At 59.0% G+C, this 16,161-nt stretch carries 12 protein-coding genes; 3 read left to right on the top strand and 9 right to left on the bottom strand.

The genetic code is table 11. The features are described 5' to 3' along the window. Positions 1-43: 43 nt before the first annotated feature. The 7 genes from atpA to LC531_RS20030 form a co-directional block, all read right to left on the bottom strand. On the bottom strand, positions 44-1,627 hold the full coding sequence (atpA, locus tag LC531_RS20060; protein WP_223653452.1) for a F0F1 ATP synthase subunit alpha: 1,584 nt from the start codon (positions 1,625-1,627) through the stop codon (positions 44-46). Between the two features lie 8 nt (positions 1,628-1,635). Beyond that, the gene (atpH, locus tag LC531_RS20055) at positions 1,636-2,199 is read right to left on the bottom strand and encodes an ATP synthase F1 subunit delta (RefSeq protein ID WP_223653450.1); all 564 of its coding nucleotides are present in this window, start codon (positions 2,197-2,199) and stop codon (positions 1,636-1,638) included. Positions 2,200-2,276: 77 nt separating this feature from the next. Next, positions 2,277-2,771: a F0F1 ATP synthase subunit B gene (locus LC531_RS20050; RefSeq protein WP_223653448.1), complete on the bottom strand. Its 495-nt coding sequence runs from the start codon at positions 2,769-2,771 to the stop codon at positions 2,277-2,279. 193 nt (positions 2,772-2,964) lie between these two features. After that, entirely contained in the window at positions 2,965-3,225 is a 261-nt protein-coding gene (gene atpE / locus LC531_RS20045; RefSeq protein ID WP_223653447.1) for an ATP synthase F0 subunit C, read from the bottom strand. 89 nt (positions 3,226-3,314) lie between these two features. Then, positions 3,315-4,382, bottom strand: coding sequence for a F0F1 ATP synthase subunit A (gene atpB, locus LC531_RS20040; RefSeq protein ID WP_223653445.1), 1,068 nt, complete (start codon positions 4,380-4,382; stop codon positions 3,315-3,317). 63 nt (positions 4,383-4,445) lie between these two features. Further along, positions 4,446-4,859 (bottom strand): hypothetical protein, encoded by a 414-nt coding sequence (locus LC531_RS20035; protein WP_223653443.1) that lies wholly within the window; start codon positions 4,857-4,859, stop codon positions 4,446-4,448. 116 nt (positions 4,860-4,975) lie between these two features. Then, positions 4,976-5,212: an AtpZ/AtpI family protein gene (locus tag LC531_RS20030; RefSeq protein WP_223653441.1), complete on the bottom strand. Its 237-nt coding sequence runs from the start codon at positions 5,210-5,212 to the stop codon at positions 4,976-4,978. Between the two features lie 167 nt (positions 5,213-5,379). On the opposite strand from LC531_RS20030, the gene porW reads away from it, so the two are divergent. From porW to uvrC, 3 genes are all read left to right on the top strand, one after another. Beyond that, positions 5,380-8,562, top strand: coding sequence for a type IX secretion system periplasmic lipoprotein PorW/SprE (gene porW, locus LC531_RS20025; RefSeq protein WP_223653439.1), 3,183 nt, complete (start codon positions 5,380-5,382; stop codon positions 8,560-8,562). Positions 8,563-8,725: 163 nt separating this feature from the next. Then, entirely contained in the window at positions 8,726-11,077 is a 2,352-nt protein-coding gene (locus LC531_RS20020; protein ID WP_223653437.1) for a transglycosylase domain-containing protein, read from the top strand. 465 nt (positions 11,078-11,542) lie between these two features. Beyond that, positions 11,543-13,399, top strand: a complete 1,857-nt coding sequence (uvrC, locus tag LC531_RS20015) for an excinuclease ABC subunit UvrC (protein WP_223653435.1) — start codon at positions 11,543-11,545, stop codon at positions 13,397-13,399. Positions 13,400-13,494: 95 nt separating this feature from the next. Here the strand turns inward: uvrC and porN are convergent, their stop codons facing one another. Together porN and porM are read right to left on the bottom strand one after the other, a co-directional pair. After that, complete coding sequence (gene porN, locus LC531_RS20010; RefSeq protein WP_223653433.1) at positions 13,495-14,496, bottom strand: type IX secretion system ring subunit PorN/GldN; 1,002 nt, start codon at positions 14,494-14,496, stop codon at positions 13,495-13,497. A gap of 37 nt (positions 14,497-14,533) precedes the next feature. Next, positions 14,534-16,117, bottom strand: a complete 1,584-nt coding sequence (gene porM / locus LC531_RS20005; protein ID WP_223653431.1) for a type IX secretion system motor protein PorM/GldM — start codon at positions 16,115-16,117, stop codon at positions 14,534-14,536. Positions 16,118-16,161 lie beyond the last annotated feature (44 nt).

The raw sequence follows: 16,161 nt of genomic DNA, 5'->3' as shown, positions 1-16,161 counted from the left end.
CTTCGCTTTACTCGCAATGGTAGTCTTACTACTTGCTAATCAGTTACTTCGCCGCATAGCCGGCCGCCACGTCCTTGGCCGTCTGACGGATGGCTCCGGTTACGGAATCATCCAGCTTGCCGGCTTTGAGGGCCTGGAGGGCATCGGGGTGACGGGCCTGCATCACCTGGCGGAATTCCGCCTCGAACTCGCGCACCCGATTCACGGGCACGGTATCGAGCAGGCCGTTAGTGGAAGCGTAGATGATAGCTACCTGGTCCTCCACCTTGACGGGCGAAAACTGGGGCTGCTTCAGAATCTCCAGGTTGCGGCGGCCGCGCTCGATAGTGAGCTTGGTTGAGGCATCAAGGTCGGAACCAAACTTGGCGAAGGCTTCCAGCTCACGGAACTGTGCCTGGTCGAGCTTCAGCGTGCCCGCTACCTTCTTCATGCTCTTAATCTGGGCATTGCCACCCACGCGGCTTACCGAGATACCTACGTTGATAGCAGGGCGCACACCAGAGTTGAAGAGGTTGGTTTCGAGGAATATCTGCCCGTCCGTAATCGAGATTACGTTGGTCGGAATGTAAGCTGATACGTCGCCGGCCTGCGTTTCGATAATGGGTAGGGCCGTGAGCGAGCCGCCACCTTTCACCAGTGGCTTCAGGCTTTCGGGCAGGTCATTCATGTTGCGCGCAATCTCGTCCGAGGCGTTGATTTTCGCAGCGCGTTCCAGCAGGCGGCTGTGCAGGTAAAATACGTCGCCGGGGTAGGCTTCGCGGCCCGGCGGGCGGCGTAGTAGCAGCGACACCTCGCGGTAGGCTACGGCCTGCTTCGACAAGTCATCATATACTACCAGCGCCGGGCGGCCCGTGTCGCGGAAGTACTCGCCGATAGCGGCCCCAGTGAAGGGGGCGTAGAACTGCATCGGCGCGGGGTCCGAGGCCGAAGCCGACACCACTACCGTGTAATCCATAGCTCCACCCTTGGTGAGAGCCTGCACTACCTGGGCTACCGTCGAGGCTTTCTGGCCGATGGCCACGTAAATGCAAAACACGGGCTCGCCGCGCTCGAAAAACTCGCGCTGATTCAAGATAGCATCTAGGGCTACCGTGGACTTGCCAGTCTGGCGGTCGCCGATAATCAGCTCGCGCTGGCCGCGGCCAATCGGAATCATGGCATCAATAGCCTTGATGCCGGTTTGTAACGGCTCAGTCACGGGCTGGCGAAAGATTACACCAGGGGCTTTGCGCTCCAGCGGCATCTCATAGGTCTGGCCCTGGATAGGGCCGCGGCCGTCGATGGGCCGGCCCAGCGTGTTTACTACGCGGCCTACGATGCCCTCGCCGACCTGGATAGCCGCGATTTTATTGGTGCGGCGCACGGTCGCGCCCTCTTTGATATCGCCGTAATCGCCGAGCATTACCGCGCCCACGTTGTCTTCTTCGAGATTGAGCACCAGCGCTTGCAGGCCGTTCTCAAACTCAATCAGCTCGCCCGACTGGGCGTGCGAGAGGCCGTAGATGCGGGCCACACCGTCGCCGACTTGCAGCACCGTACCAACTTCCTCCAGCTCGGCAGCCGATTTGAAATTGGACAGCTGCTGCCGCAGGATGGCGGATACTTCGTCCGGGCGTACTTCAGCCATGATAGTAATTAATTTAGACTAGGTTGGAAGGTAGTATTGGTGAGCGAGGTGCGCAGGCGGCGCAGGTTGCCTTTCACCGAATCATCAATCTGCTGGTCGCCCACGCGCAGCACAAAGCCGCCAATCAGCGAGGCGTCCACTTTCTCAGTGAGCGACACTTCGGCCAGGCCGGTTTGCTGCTTCACCATTCGCTCTACTTCGGCACGGGTAGCCGAACTGAGGGGGGTAGCTGAGGTAACTTCGGCTACCTGCACGCCCATCAAGGAGTTATACTGAATTAAAAACTCGTCGCCGATATGTTCCAGCGCCGCCTCACGGTTTTTGCTGGTCAGAATCTGGAAGAAGCGCATCAGCATATCCGACACCTTGCCCTGGAAAATGGCGGTGAGAATGCTGAGCTTCTTATCGTGCTTCACGATGGGGTTGCGCAGCAGCAGACGCAGGTCGCGGCTGCCGGCCATCGTCGTGGCCAGCAGGTCCATATCCTGCTTAATCATTGCCAGGGTCCCTTGCTCCTGCGCCAAATCCAGCAAGGACTTGGCATAGCGGGAGGCTACTCGTTCGTCGGCCATTTAGTGTATTGCTTAACAATTAGCACTTAGTGATTGGTGAGCTAATTAACTGAAAATTAATCACTAAACATTAATCACTAATTCAGTTTAACATCTTTCAAGTACTCATCCACCAGTTGTTGCTGGGCGGCGGGGTCAGCCAGTTCACGGCGCAGTACGCGTTCGGCAATGTCCATGCTAAGTTGAGCGGCGGTATTTTTAACTTCGGCCAGCGCCTGGTTTTTTTCTTGCTGGATGGCTTCGCGGGCCTGCTGCGAGATGCGGTTGGCTTCTTCCACGGCCGTGGTTTTGGCCTGCTCCACGAGCTGGTTAGCAATGCGCTGGCCTTCCTTCAGCATCTGGTCGCGCTCGTGGCGGGCATCGGCCAGCAGCTTTTCGTTGCTGGCTTTTAGACTCTGCATCTCCAGCTTGGCGTTTTCGGCCATTTTCAGGGCCGCATCAATGCTGTCTTCGCGTTCTTTGAGGGAGCCCAAGATTGGCTTCCAGGCAAAGCGCGCCAGCAGGAGAAGCAGGAGAAGAAAAATCACAGTTTGCCAGAAAAGCAAACCAAATTCGGGGGTGATAAGCTGCATACAAACGGCAAATATCGGGGGTGGTGGAGCGCCCGCTATGGGGCACCGGGTAACGGCGAGCAACGGCAGATAAGTTGCCGAAGCCTTTGATTTAGCTTGACTTAACAGCTAAAGCAGCATTTCAGCCGAACGAAAACCCGGCGCGGCCGGCTCCCCGCGGGGAAGCCAGCCGCGCCGGGCTATACCGCCACGACTACTGTAGTTTCAGCGCGATAAGCAGGCAGACTACGACCGCGAACAGGGCTGCTCCTTCAATGAGTGCCGCCACGATGAGCATGGCCGTCTGGATTTTGCCGGATGCTTCCGGCTGGCGGCCAATAGCTTCCATCGCGCTACCGCCGATGCGGCCAATACCCAGGCCCGCGCCAATGATAGCCAGACCGGCACCAATACCGGCACCCATTACAGCCAGACCAACCGAATTAACAACTTGCAGCAACAACGAAAGAAGCATGGTAAAAAAGAAATGTGTGTAGAAGTAGGGAGAAAACTGGGGGAAGGGAAATACAACCCGGCTGCCTGCGGGCAGGCAGCCGGGCTAGCTTAGTGGGCCGCTACGTCGGGCCGGTCGAGGTGGGCTATGTTGGAGCCACCCCGGCGCTCTTCAGCAAAGCCGTAGTCGTCGTGCTCGTGGCCTGCGGCGTGGGTATCGTCGTGGTGTTCCTCTACCGCCCCGCCGATGTACATGGCCGTGAGCAAGGTAAAGATGTAGGCTTGCAGAATCGAAACCAACAATTCCAACACGCTGATGAACAGTCCGAATGGCACCGAAAAAAGACCCGTAGCTGCCGAGCGGAAGATAAAGATGAGACTGATGAAGCTCAGGATGATGATGTGGCCAGCCGTAATGTTGGCAAATAGCCGCACCATGAGCGAAAACGGCTTGGTAATCACGCCAATCACCTCTACCGGAATCATAATAATCCGCAGGGGTAGGGGCACGCCGGGCGTCCAGAAGATGTGCGTCCAGTAGTTTTTGTTACTGCTGAAAAGGGTAATGAGCAGCGTGAGCGTGGCCAGCATCAGCGTCACGGCGATGTTGCCAGTGAGGTTGGCTGCGCCAGGCGTGAGGCCCAGCAGGTTATTAAACCAAATGAAGAAGAACACCGTGAGCAGGTACGGCATGTAGCGCTCGTACTTGGGGCCAATGCTTTTTTTGGCTACCTCGTCGCGGATGAAAATGACGAACGGCTCTAAGAATCCTTGCAGGCCGGTAGGGGCCTGCCCTACCCGATGCTTGTAGGACCTAGCCACTGAGGCGAACACGATGAGCAATACCAAACTGCTCACGGCCAGCGCAGCTACGTTTTTGGTAATGGAAAAGTCGTAGACCTTGCTGCCGTCGAGGGTAGTGAGACGCTCATCTTCGAGCTTAAAATTGTCGTGGGTTTTGCCTTCGGCAATTTTTTCAGACGAAAATACCGAGAGGCCTTTACTAGGCTGATAAGCAATTATAGGAAAATAGCTGACAAAGTTGCCATTGTCGGTACTAAACCAGTGCCACTCGTGCGAGTCGGCTACGTGGTGCAAAATAACTTCGCCGGGGTTAAATGCCTCCCCTTTTTTGCCCGTTTCGGTGGGTTCGGCCGCAGAGCCGACGAACGTGCACAAGCAAAGTAAAAGAGTAAGTAACCGCTTCATTAAGATGGAGTAAAATCCGAATTCGGGAAAAAATTATTCGCTTTCCGAGAAAGGCTTATCCGAAAACGGGCGCAAGTTACTAAAAATAGCCCATATTTCAAATCCAGCGCACAAAAAGTACCCTACAAAGAAGACTCCCAGGAAGGTTAATATACCGTGGTTTTCAGCCAGGCCACCCCGAAAAAAATACGCCAGTACCATCCCGATTCCAAGTAGCAGCCGCAGCCCCACCCCCCCGAAATAAGCTCCCAGAAAGCGGTCGGGTGAGCGCCGGGTAGCCCACGCCGTGAACCAGTACGTGACCAGCGTGAGTGCCAGTAGCGCCGCCAGCACGGCCGGGGCCAGCGGGTGCACCACGGCCGCCCCAAAGGCCGCCCGCAACCCAAACAGTACCGCGAAGCAGGCCAGCGCGAAGGCCGCGAAGTGGGTCAGAAAACGGGCATTCATAGGCAGCGGGCGCAAGCGGGCCGCAAAGGTCGGCACAAACCGGCTACCGGCCGCACATTTAGGTGAAGTGCGGCTGAATTTTGTGCGGCGCGGGCTTTAGAGGCCGCGTTGCGGCCCTACCCCTGCGTGACGGAGCGAATGACTTGGAACAGCGCCAGGAAGATACCGCTCAGCGTGAGGCCGATGGTGTACCAAGGCGTGGTGGTGTGGAAGTGGCCATCGAGCCACACGCCAGCCCAGGTGCTGAGGCCAATGATGGCAAACATCTGGATGGCGATGCCCGAGTACTTGGCCAAGGCCGAGCTGTTGCGGGCGGTATCGTCGGCATCGGGGGCGGGCGGGGGGGTAGGCATGGCGGGCGGCGAAGGTAAGGTGTGGGTGAAGGTTTCGGGCGGGCAGCGCGTAATTTTACGGGTTGCGGGCGCGTTGTGCGCGGGGGTAAGCTTCAACCTGCCATCCTGCCTGCCAACAAACTACCAGCGACAAGCTAAAGCTTCCCGCACTTTCTTTGCTTTTTCCCTTGAAAATCGCTTTTCTCCTGCGTAATCTCCGGTTTTGGCTGCTGGCCGGGCTGGGCCTGGGCGTGGCCGCCTGCGCCTCGGATAAGTCGCTGGTGAGCCACGCGCTCAACAACGTGGCGGCCCGAGACAACGGCTTTTTTCTGGCCCGCGAGAAGCTGCGCGCCACTGAGACGACTCTCTACAAGGGGCGCAACGATGACTACAACCGGGTGCTACCCCTCTACCCCGTGCTGGACAGCGGCACGGTGCGCGCCACCCGGCCCGACCTGAACGATATTATCAAGAAGGCTTCGCTACCCATTCAGCACCGTGCGGGTTCCGACTGGACCGACGACGCCTACCTGCTGGTGGGCTGGGCGCGGTTCTACAAGATGGAGTTTGACGACGCTATTCTCACGTTTAAGTACGTGAATAGCACCAGCCGCGACCCGTTTGCCAAGCAGGAGGCGCTGATTGGGCTGATGCGAACCTTCTTGATAACCAAGCAGCTCGACAACGCCAAGGCTGTGTCGGACTTGCTGGACAAAGAAGTGGGCTTGCCCAAGGACGCGCGGGAGCTGTTTCTGGCCCGCGCCAATTATTATTTGCAGGTGGAGGAGCCGGATAAGGCCATCGCGCAGCTGGAAAAGGCCGCGCCCCTGCTGCCGGTCAAGAACGAGCGCCTACGCCTGCGCTTCATGCTGGCGCAGCTTTACCAGCAGCAGGGCCAGAACAAGGAAGCGACCGCGCAGCTCAACGATATTCTCAAACACAACCCGCTCTACGAGCTGGACTTGCAGGCGAAAATCCTGCTTGGGCAGGTGTCGGACCTGGATAAGCAAACCAAGGAGCGGCTGGATAAATACTTCGCGGCGCTGCTTAAAGACCCGAAAAACAAGGAGTACCGCGATAAAATCTACTACGAGATGGCGCGCGTGGCCTACCGCCAGCAGAAGTACGGCGACGCGCTGGGGCTGCTGCGCACGGCGGCCAAGGTGCCCACAACCAGCAAGTCGCAGAAGGGCTACACGTATTTGCTGGCTGGGCGCATCTACTACGAGAACTTACAGAAATACCGCCTGGCCTCGGCCTACTACGATAGCACGGTGCAGGCCATGCCCAAGGATAACCCGCTCTATGAGCCGACCCAGGCGCGGGCGAGCATTTTGCAGGAGTTTGCTAAGCAGTACACTATTATCGAAACCCAGGACAGCCTGCAAACGCTGGCCCGGCTACCCGCCGCCGACCTTGATAAGCGCCTGAACACCTACGCCGCCGCCGAGCTGGAAGCCAAGCGCAAAGCCGAAGCCAAGGCCCTGGCTGCCCAGCGGGCCCTGGAGCAAAAGCAGCGCGCCGATGCCAGCCGCATCACGGCTTCGCCGAGCGCGCTCAGCGGCAACCAGCGCGACATCAGCAATCCTAATGCCTTCGACGCAACCACGGCAGTGGCCTCGGGGGCGGGCTGGTATTTTGATAACGCCACCACGCTGACTTCTGCGCGGGCAGACTTTATCCGGGTGTGGGGCGACCGTAAGATACAAGACAACTGGCGCACGCTGACTACCCCCAGCAGCTCGGCCAACGACCCGCAAAATGGCGGCGTGCCGGTGAGTGTTACCGGCAATGACCAGACCCGCGTGAACGGCGGGGCCGATGGCGCGGCCCCTACCCCCGCCGCGCCCGTGGACCCGCTGGCCGCTCAAAACGCGCTGGTAGCGCAGTACCGCCAGGCGCTGCCTAGCACGCCCGCGCAGCTGCAAGCCTCTAATGTCCAGATAGAAGCGGCTATGTATGAGTTGGGCGGCATTTATAAGGAGCAGCTTAAGGAAAAGCAGCGCGGCTACGACACCTACGCCGGGCAGGTGGCGCGCTACTCCCGCGGCGAGCACGCGCCCGATGCCGACTACCTGCTCTACCTCTACTACAAAGACCTGCCCGACCCGGCCAAGGCGGCGGCGTACGCCGCCGCCTTGCAGCGCGAGTTTCCGACCTCGACCTACGCCAAGCTCATTGCCGACCCGCGGTACCGCGAGCACGAGCGGGCCCTGCACAATGCGGTGGCCGTGCGCCTGGACTCGGCTTTCGTGCTGTACAAGGACCAGTATTTTACGAAGGCTAAGGCGGTGGTGGCGCACCTGGAGCAGCAGTACCCGAAGAGCGACCTCAGCGACCGGGTAGCCTATCTAAAGCTACTGCTGGCCATCCGAACGCAGCCGCCGGGGGCCGTGCGCGGCGCGGTGGCGCAGTTTGCCACCAATTATCCCGACAGCCCGCTCGTGCCGCAGGTGCAGGCGCTGGCCAGCTCGTTCCAGCGGGCTGAGGCCGGGCAGCTGGCCGGGGCACTGGCCTCAACTGATAAGCCAGTGATTTCGCAGTTCCGGCCGGGCGAGGTGGAGAACCGCGTGCGCCTCTTGGCCGAGGAGGACGGGCCGCTCGCGCCGGCCCCTACCCCCCCGCCGCCGGCTGGGGTGCCGGTGCCCGCTAGTGTGCTGGTGCCCGCCGCCAACCCGGTTGCCGCGCCCGCCGCCGCGCCCATCACTACCCCCGCGGTAGCCACCGCCGCCGCGCCCGCAGTAGCTGCCGCACCCCAGCGGGGCCCAAACGGCAGAAAGCTGACGGCCAGGGAACAACGGGCGGCAGCGGCGAAGCTAGCTGCTGCTACCCCCGCCACCAACGGGCAGCCTGCTTCGGCTACTGCGGCCCCTACCCCCCCGCCGGCTCGCGACTCGGCGGCCACGGCTGCGGCTGCCACTTTAGCGGCTGGGGCAGCGACCTCGGCCCCGCCCGCTAAGGTGGCAGCCGCGCCCGCTACCCCAGCCGCGCCGACTGTGGCTTACACTACCGAGCTAAACGCGCCGCACGTTGTGGTGCTGATTTACCCGAAGGGCACGGCCCCTACCCCCAACCTGGCGGCGCAGCTAACAACCTACAACGGCAAGTTTTTTCGGGCTAATAACCTGGCCGTGCAACCGGCGCTGGCGTTGGGAGCCAACCAGGAAATGGTGGTGGTGAAAGCCCTGGCGGGAGCCAAAACGGCGCAGAGCTACGCTACTAAACTGCGCGGGCCGCAGTCGCCGCTGGCGCGCCTGCGCGGGCAGGGCTACCAGACCGTTATCATCAGCGTGACTAACCTGGCGCTGCTGCAGGCGGCGGGCGGCGACCTAGCTGGTTACCAGCAATTTTACCAAAAGGTTTACCCTTAAGGAAATTTGGTATGTAGCGGTGCGGGGCTGGCCCCCGCTCGTTGTTGAACAAACCCAGCCCGCGAATTCAGGACAGGAATTCAATCCAAGCCCAGAACCCGAATCGTTCAGCGACGGGCGGCGGCCAGCCCCGCATCCAACTTCATTCCCAATTTAACCCATCATGCCCAAGCCTGCTACTTCTACGCCGTCTCGCCGCCCTACCCCCCCTGTGCGCCGGGGACCGCAGCCGGCGCACAAGGGGCGGTTTCAGGCGTTCACGCGCACGCTATGGGGACTGTTTTGGGTGGGGCTGCTGGGGGCGGGGCTCTACGTGGCGGCGGTGAGCGTCAACTTCCTGAACCTGTTCGGGCGAATGCCGAACCTGAAGACCCTGGAGAACCCCAAGAGTGAGCTGGCCTCGGAGGTGTACTCGGCCGATGGGGTACTGCTGGGTAAATATTTCCGCGAAAACCGCACGCCGGTAGACTACAAAGACCTGCCGCAGAACGTGATTGATGCGCTGATTGCGACCGAGGACGTGCGGTTTGAAGAGCACTCGGGCATCGATTTTAAGAGCATTATGCGCGTGGTGGGCGGACTGGGCCGGGCCGGGGGCGGCTCCACACTCACGCAGCAGGTGGCGAAGGTGCTGTTTCGGACCCGCGAGGACCTGAATGACGGCAGCCTCAACGGGCCGGGCAAGCTGGGGCTGCTCATCACCAAAACCAAGGAGTGGCTGCTCGCCATCAGGCTGGAGCGCAACTATACGAAGCGCGAAATCCTGCGCATGTACCTCAATACGGTGGACTACGGCTCCAATGCGTTCGGCATCAACACGGCGGCCAAGACATTTTTCAACAAAAGCCCCAAGCAGCTCACTACCCCCGAGGCGGCCACGCTGGTGGGCATCGTGAACGCGCCCTCGCGCTTCAGCCCGGCCCTGCACCCGGCCCGCTCGAAGCGGCGGCGCAACTGGGTGCTGCAGCAAATGGTGAAGGCCAACTACCTGCCCGCCGACGATATGCGGCGCGATACGGCCAAGGCCATCGTGCTGCACTACAGCGTGGAAAGCGCCGTGCAGGGCCTGGCCCCGTACTTCCGCACCGAGGTGGCCAAATACCTGCAAGCCTGGGCCCGCGACACTGACCACGACCTCTATGCCGACGGGCTGAAGATTTATACGACCCTCGACTCCCGGATGCAGACCTACGCCGAAAAGGCGGTGGCCGAGCACCTGGCGTTGCAGCAAAAGTGGTTTTCGGCGCAGTGGAAGGGGCAGCTGCCCTGGCGCGACGAGAACGGGCGCGTTATCCCAAACTTTCTGGAGAACGCCATGCGCCGCACCCAGCGCTACCGCTCGCTGATGGAGCGCTACGAGGGCAACAAGGACTCGGTGCGTTACTACCTGAACCACAAGTATCCAATGTCGGTGTTTTCGTGGCAGGGCGAGCAGGAGCTAACTATGTCGCCGATGGACTCGCTGGCTTACTACAAGCGGTATCTGCGGGCGGGCTTCCTGGCCGTGAATCCGCTCAATGGCTACGTGAAAGCCTGGGTAGGCGGGCCAAATTACAAGTACTTCAAGTTTGACCACGTGCGGCAGGGTAAGCGGCAGCCGGGCTCCACGTTCAAGCCCATCGTGTACACGGCGGCCATTGACCAAGGCTATTCGCCGTGCTTCCCGCGGCCCGATGTGGCCACGACTTTTCCGGGGGCGGCGGGCCGGCCGCCCTACACACCCAAGAATTTTGAGGGCTCATACTCGGGGCGCACCTTCACGCTGCGGCAGGCGCTGGCGCGGTCCATGAACTCCATCACGGCGTGGCTGGTGCTCAAGCTGGGGCCCGAAACGGTGGTGGCTTACGCTAAACGGCTCGGCATCACCTCGCCGATTGACGCGGTGCCGGCCGTGGGCTTCGGGGCTTCCGATTGCAGCATTTTTGAGCTGGTGGGGGCCTACGGCACGTTCGTCAACAAGGGCGTGTGGACCAGCCCCATCCTGGTGACGCGCATCGAGGACAAGAATGGCAACGAGCTGCGCCGCTTCGTGGCTCAAACCCGCGAGGCGCTGAGCGAGGAAACTGCCTACGTGATGACCAACATGCTGCAAGCCAGCACCACCGAGCCGGGCGGCACCAGCACCATCCTGCACACGGGCTTCAAGTTTAAGACCACCATCGGGGCCAAAACCGGTACTACGTCCAACTACTCCGATGCCTGGTTTATGGGCATCACGCCTAACCTGGTGTGCGGCATGTGGGTAGGCGGCGAGGACCGCAGCATCCACTTCCGCACCGGCGCTTACGGGCAGGGCGCGCGCCTGGCCCTACCCCTCTACGGCATCTTTATGCAGAAAGTGTACGCCGATAAGTCGCTGGATATTGATACGGGGCCCTTCCCGCTGCCGAGCACGCCGCTGACCATTGAGCTGGATTGCTCGAAATACTACGGTGCGGGGCAGCAGGATACGATTCCGAACGACCAGAAACTCAATCAACCCAAGCTGGACGTACTGGATGATAAGGACATCTAGACCGCAGATTCAAACGGATTTAACGGATTTTGTGGATAAGCCGCTGGCGCGGCTGGTTACGCGGCCGGCTGGGGGGTAGGGCGTTTGGAATTGGGGGCGAGCTGGTTTGGAGTGAACGCTACCCAACTGACCTTTTTGGGAAGCTGACTGGGGTCGGAGGGCAGTTGAGTGCCTAAAAAGCGAACCCGAGTGACCTTTTCAGGAAGCCAGGCTCTCTTTCTGGGCACTCGGGTTCCCTTTTTAGGAACTCGAGTGCCTAAAAAGCGAACCCGAGTGGGGTCCGACCCTAGTTAAGCGCCTAAAAAGGGGAGTCAGCTCCTCTTTTTGCTAAACTTACCATCACCGAACAAATACCACGCTCTTCCGCGTTTAACACACTCGGCCCTACCCCCCCACGCTGGCCGCGTAGCCAGCCGCGTCAGCGGCGCATCCGTGAAATCCGTTAACTCAGTTTGAATCTGCGATATGGCAGCCAGCGCCGACTTACAAGAACAAATAAACCGCCTACCCCACCAGCCCGGCGTGTACCGCTACTTCGACGACGAAGGCATCATCTACGTGGGCAAGGCCGTGGACCTGCGTAAGCGGGTGAGCAGCTACTTCACCAAGCAGGACCACAATAAGAAAACCCAGCAACTGGTGCGCAACATCAAGCGCATCGAATTTACCATCGTCGACTCGGAGTCAGATGCGTTTTTGCTGGAGAATAACCTCATCAAGCAGTACCAGCCCAAGTACAATATTCTGCTGAAGGATGGCAAGACCTACCCCTACCTGCTGCTGACGGGCGAGCGGTTTCCGCGCCTTATCCCGACCCGCAACAAGCAGCCCGGCCAGGGCCAGTATTTCGGCCCCTACGCCAACCAAGGCGCGCTCAACGTGCTGGTGGAGCTGCTGCGCGCCCTCTACCCCCTGCGCACCTGCACGTATAACCTGAGCGCCGAAAACGTGGAGGCCGGCAAGTTTAAGGTGTGCCTGGAATACCACATCGGCAACTGCAAGGCACCGTGCGTGGGGCAGGAAGACGAGGCAACTTACGGCCAGTACATCCAGCAAATCCGGCAGGTACTGGGCGGCGATTTGCGGTTGCCCAAGCAGTATTTCCGCGAGCGGATGACGGCCGCCGCGCAGGAGATGCAGTACGAGCTGGCTCATCAGTTCAAGCAAAAGCTGGACAAGCTGGACGAGTTTCAGGCTAAAAGCACCATCGTGAGCGCCACGCTTACCAATATTGACGTGTTTAGCATCGCTTCCAATGAGAAGTCGGCGTTCGTCAATTATTTCAAGGTGATGAACGGGAGCATCATTCTGACCCAAAACCTGGAACTGACCAAGAAGCTGGACGAGACGGATGGCGAGATTCTGGCCCCGCTCATCATGCAGTTGCGCCAGGAATACGAGAGTGAGGCGCGGGAAATCCTCACCAACGTGCCCGTAGACGACCTACCTCTCCCCGGCGTGAGCGTGGCCCAGCCGCAGATTGGCGACAAGCGCAAGCTCTTAGAGCTGAGCATCAAAAACGTGCTCTACGCCCGCAAGGAGAAGGAGAGCATGAACGAGAAGAGCAAGGACATAAACGAGGTGCGCATTATGGAGCAAATCAAGAAGGACCTGCGCCTGACCGAATTGCCCAAGCACATCGAATGCTTCGACAACTCGAACTTTCAGGGCGATGTGCCGGTGGCGGCGATGGTGTGCTTTCGCAACGCCCGGCCCAGCAAGAAGGACTACCGGCACTACCACATCAAAACGGTTATCGGCCCCAACGACTTCGACAGCATGTACGAGGTGGTGCACCGCCGCTACCGCCGCCTCACCGACGAGGGCGCGAGCCTACCCCAGCTCGTGATAGTGGACGGCGGCAAGGGCCAGCTCAGTATGGCTGTGAAAGCGATAAAAGACCTGAACTTGTGGGGCCAGCTGGCCGTCATCGGCATTGCCAAGCGCCTCGAGGAAATCTACGTCCCCAACGACCCCCTACCCCTCTATATTGACAAGAAGAGCGAGAGCCTGCGCCTCTTCCAGCGGATGCGCGACGAGGTGCACCGCTTCGGCATCACCTTCCACCGCGACCGCCGCGACGCGGCTACCCTCAAAACTGAGCTAACCGACGTGAAAGGCCTAGGCCCCGTCACCGCCGATAAGCTCCTGAGCAAGTTCAAGTCGGTGAAAAAAATTCGCGAGCTAACCGAGGCGCAGCTGGTAGCCGAGGTAGGCAAAGCCAAGGCGAAAGTGCTACTTACCCACTTCGACCAGCAAGAGGAAGCTAACAGCTCCGCGCCGCTGGCGCAAAGTGCCAACAATGATAAGGTAGTAAGCTAAAGCTTACCTTACATTATGCAGAAACGAAAAAGGTCCGCGCTGCAAGCGCGGACCTTTTATCTGTCTAATCAGTCAAATCTGTTTGAATCTGCGGTCTAGAAAGACCACAAGCTGTACTCGTACTCCACCAAATCTGCTGCCGTCTGCTGGGCGGCCAGCAGGCCCTCACGCTCGCTGCCGTACTGCGAGGCCAAGTCATCACCCGCAGGATTCGATACTTTGGTAATGTAAGAGTTGAACAGCCACAGCTCAAATGCATCAGCTAAGTTCTTATGTTGCGCGTCGTTCTGTGAATTAAACCAGATGGCCATTTGCGGATTGTTGCGAAATACCTTCACCAAGTCCGAGTACTTGAACGTGGCAATGTTCTTCTCCAGACCCGACGTGTTGCTGGTCAGCGTAGAAGGTAACTTCAGCGACACTGTTTTAATCTGGTGATACATGCGCGAGCGCTTCTTGTCAAATATCATCTCCTCCGTCAGCTCCATCTGGTAGATGTCCTTGGGGCGATACTCGGCCGTAGTGGCGGGCGGCGGGGGCGGCGGGGCAGCAGCCACCGTGGGCACGGTGGTGTAGATGGTTTTACCCCGGCGGTCTTTCATAATGCGGCCGCTTGCGTCCTTTTTAGGTACCCGCCGGGTAGCAGCCGGAGCGGAGGCCACCGGAGCACCCCAGCCATCGTTGGCCGCAGCAGCTTGCTTAGGGGCTTTGGGCGCGCCCGGAGCGTTACCCCAGTCGCCCCCATCCGCGTCAGGGCTGATGGGGGCTTCAATGGCGTAAGACATATTCCCCAGCATCTCCTTGGAGGAGAAGGTTGAGGTAACGGAGTCGTTCTTATAGGCTTGCAACTCACCGCGCTTTACAGCATCAATGATAACCCGGCTGATTTCGTGGCCGTCCGAGAACATTGGGCGGTTCTGCTTTTCACGTAGGTCAATGGCGCGCCAAATGGTTTTGCGAAACATCTGGTCGGAAACCGGAATCGCCCGGATGGCCCCCGTCGTTGCCGTCGAGGTAGCCTGCTCCTGCGCCCGGCCCGCCAGCGCGGCCAGCAGGGCCACGGCGGTAAGGGGCAGTGCTTTGAAATAGCGGGTCATAATAGATTTTATTAAAGCTAACGGATTATTAATTACCTTATTGTACCGACACGGTAAACGAGCGAGTCATGTTCACGTCCTCCACCTTGCCCTGGAAGTTCTGGCGCTGCACGCCCTTTACTTCTACAAACAGGCGGTCGTCGGGGCGCGCCACGTTGGCCATCGAGCTGATGTCACCCTGCGGGCCGTTGATAGTCTGTGTTGTCTGCACTGGCCGCTTGCCGCGGGCCAGCGTTACCTCAAAACGCGACACGCGGAAACGGGCGTCATCAGGCAGAAAGGTAGCAAAACCGGCATCCGGAATGGCGCGCATAGTAATGGTGCGCAACTGACCGGCCGCCACGCCCTTCTTATCCTCCCCATTAGTACCACCTACGAAGCACTGAATAGTTGGTAGCGGAATGGGCCGTACTTTGAAGGTCTGCGAGCCGATAGCGTTGCCGCTGCTACTCACGTTCAGGGTTACCTCACGGGCGTTAGGCACAATGGTTACCTCCCCCTTCTGGCCGGGAATGAACGAGGCCCCCGAGCCGCCGAAGCTGGGCTGGTACTGCGCGCCGAGGGCCGGCACCTGCACGCTCAGCTTGTTACCGCACTGGTAGTACAGCGCCTGCACCGAAGCTGACTGAATCTGCATGACCGGCTTGGTCACGGTGTAGTCAATTTTCTTAGTAAATGTTGTATCGTGGCCATTCTGGTTAATACGAATTGTACCAGTCCATGAAGCCTTGGCATTACCTGAAGCGTCAAAACTGCCCGGCCGGGCTGTGAATTCTACCTTACCGTGGCCGTCGGGGCCTATCAGCAACGGCGAGCCGTTATAGGTCATGGCCTGCTTAAGACCAGTAGCGGCGGCAGTCAGGAATAAGTCTGCTTTGTACTTGGTGCCGGCAGCTACTGTGTTCGACTCAGCCGAGGCGAAAGCGCCCAGTTTATCAAATACGATGACTTTAGCGCCTACCTTCTCGGCTTGCTTTTGTAGCGCGTCGGCCTGGTATTTTAGTACTTCGGTTTCCTTCTGGCTAAGAACAGCCAGAGCGGCTACCACAGGCGTGTTCTCGAAGTTTAACTCCGCGAAATTCTTATGCTTTTGCTCCGAGTCAGGTGAGATACGGGTATCATTCTTCGCGTCGAGAGCCAATGGTTGCGCATCAGGCACGAACTGCTTAATGTAATCCGCATACCCATTCAACTGCTGTTGTAGGGGGTAGGCTAAGCCGTTCTGCTTACCGCCAAGCATAGTAATAGCCACCTTATCCTCAGCGCTCATATTCTTATAGTCGTTCTTACCCTTGGCGTTCTCGGTAGCTGTAATAAGCTTGTCCCGAACCTGACTCAGATAATCAACTACCTTCTTGGTTTCGGCCCGAATCTCCTCACTTTTTTTGAGCACAGCTAAGTCTGCCGGCACATTGTGATTCTTTTGTACGGCCGCCTGAATACCCTTTACCGTGTTATCAGCAGTAAGGTCAGTCTTAGCGTTAACGTCGGTAAGACTGTCGTCAATAAACTTAAATTTCAGCAGAATCGCTGAGTTAACCTGGAGCGCCAGCAGAGCGGTCAGCACGAGATACATCATGCCAATCATCTTCTGCCGCGGCGTTTCATTAGCTGCTGCCATCGATAGTTATTCTAAATAATAAGAGGAATAGAGAGAATAGCCGT

Origin of the sequence: Hymenobacter psoromatis (assembly GCF_020012125.1) — a bacterium.
GTDB classification, from domain to species: Bacteria; Bacteroidota; Bacteroidia; order Cytophagales; family Hymenobacteraceae; genus Hymenobacter; species Hymenobacter psoromatis.
This window is presented reverse-complemented; position numbering and strand designations above follow the sequence as displayed.

Coding starts and splice junctions, on each gene's coding strand:
- LC531_RS20020 (WP_223653437.1), top strand. CDS start 8,726: ATGCCCAAGCCTGCTACTTCTACGCCGTCTCGCCGCCCTACCCCCCCT.
- atpH (WP_223653450.1), bottom strand. CDS start 2,199: ATGGCCGACGAACGAGTAGCCTCCCGCTATGCCAAGTCCTTGCTGGAT.
- atpE (WP_223653447.1), bottom strand. CDS start 3,225: ATGCTTCTTTCGTTGTTGCTGCAAGTTGTTAATTCGGTTGGTCTGGCT.
- atpA (WP_223653452.1), bottom strand. CDS start 1,627: ATGGCTGAAGTACGCCCGGACGAAGTATCCGCCATCCTGCGGCAGCAG.
- LC531_RS20050 (WP_223653448.1), bottom strand. CDS start 2,771: ATGCAGCTTATCACCCCCGAATTTGGTTTGCTTTTCTGGCAAACTGTG.
- porN (WP_223653433.1), bottom strand. CDS start 14,496: ATGACCCGCTATTTCAAAGCACTGCCCCTTACCGCCGTGGCCCTGCTG.
- LC531_RS20030 (WP_223653441.1), bottom strand. CDS start 5,212: ATGCCTACCCCCCCGCCCGCCCCCGATGCCGACGATACCGCCCGCAAC.
- LC531_RS20035 (WP_223653443.1), bottom strand. CDS start 4,859: ATGAATGCCCGTTTTCTGACCCACTTCGCGGCCTTCGCGCTGGCCTGC.
- porM (WP_223653431.1), bottom strand. CDS start 16,117: ATGGCAGCAGCTAATGAAACGCCGCGGCAGAAGATGATTGGCATGATG.
- uvrC (WP_223653435.1), top strand. CDS start 11,543: ATGGCAGCCAGCGCCGACTTACAAGAACAAATAAACCGCCTACCCCAC.